At 50.1% G+C, this 748-nt stretch carries 2 protein-coding genes; both read left to right on the top strand.

Translation table 11 applies throughout. The annotated features are described in order from the left end of the window. A partial coding sequence (locus tag ACR0AO_RS25490) for a hypothetical protein (protein ID WP_480609854.1) occupies positions 1–425 on the top strand: 425 nt, incomplete at its 5' end. A gap of 11 nt (positions 426–436) precedes the next feature. Further along, positions 437–661, top strand: coding sequence for a hypothetical protein (locus ACR0AO_RS25485; RefSeq protein ID WP_480609852.1), 225 nt, complete (start codon positions 437–439; stop codon positions 659–661). Positions 662–748 lie beyond the last annotated feature (87 nt).

Genomic DNA, 748 nt, shown 5'->3' with positions numbered 1-748 from the left:
AAGCGAAAGCCCTTCAGGCGAGGCATGTTGGTCGGAATCTTCATCCCAAGCGGATAGCGCGGGAAAGATTGTCAGGCAACTTGGCGATACCAGCCGAAGAGTTCTACGATCAAATGCGCCGAACAGGTGGTGGTGTTGACGAGATTGCGCAGAACACCGGTCTTAGCAGAGGTGCTGTTGATCGTGCTTATCGTCATTTGTTCTTGGATCGACATCAATTGGATGATGGATTAAGGCGTTTCGATGCTGATCCTGAAATTGTAAATGCGTGGAACAGGATGCGGAATGGAACTCACACAAGTGCTGACATTGACTTGGTAAATCACGAGCGTTTTGAAGCCATTCTGATGAACCGATATGGCCAACCTTACCGTTGCGCACATGCGACAGCGAACGCCTGTGGCTTTCAGTCACCGATTGATTGATTGGAATTCAAATGATTGTGGACATCGAAAAAATCGCTGAGGACGAGAAAACCGTTTGTTACAAAAGTGTTTGCGGCGATCAGCCCACAAACCTCTTTCTCGTGACAAAAGCTGATCTAAGTGTTTCACCCATTGTTACGGGTGACAGTCAGTCAATGGCTGGGGCTTTGGCGAAGTTGAGGCGCAGCGTGAAAACAGGGGATTTTCCCGCTGCGCTCACTTTGGCAACTGGCTAGGGTCAGGACTCATAGCCAATAGATAACGAGTGCTGCGAGGGCGATTGCTGACAGGAAGACCTTCGGGCACCTGTCGTAGCGGGTTGC

Source organism: Ruegeria sp. AF8 (assembly GCF_056541825.1).
This window is presented reverse-complemented; position numbering and strand designations above follow the sequence as displayed.

Coding starts and splice junctions, on each gene's coding strand:
- ACR0AO_RS25485 (WP_480609852.1), top strand. CDS start 437: ATGATTGTGGACATCGAAAAAATCGCTGAGGACGAGAAAACCGTTTGT.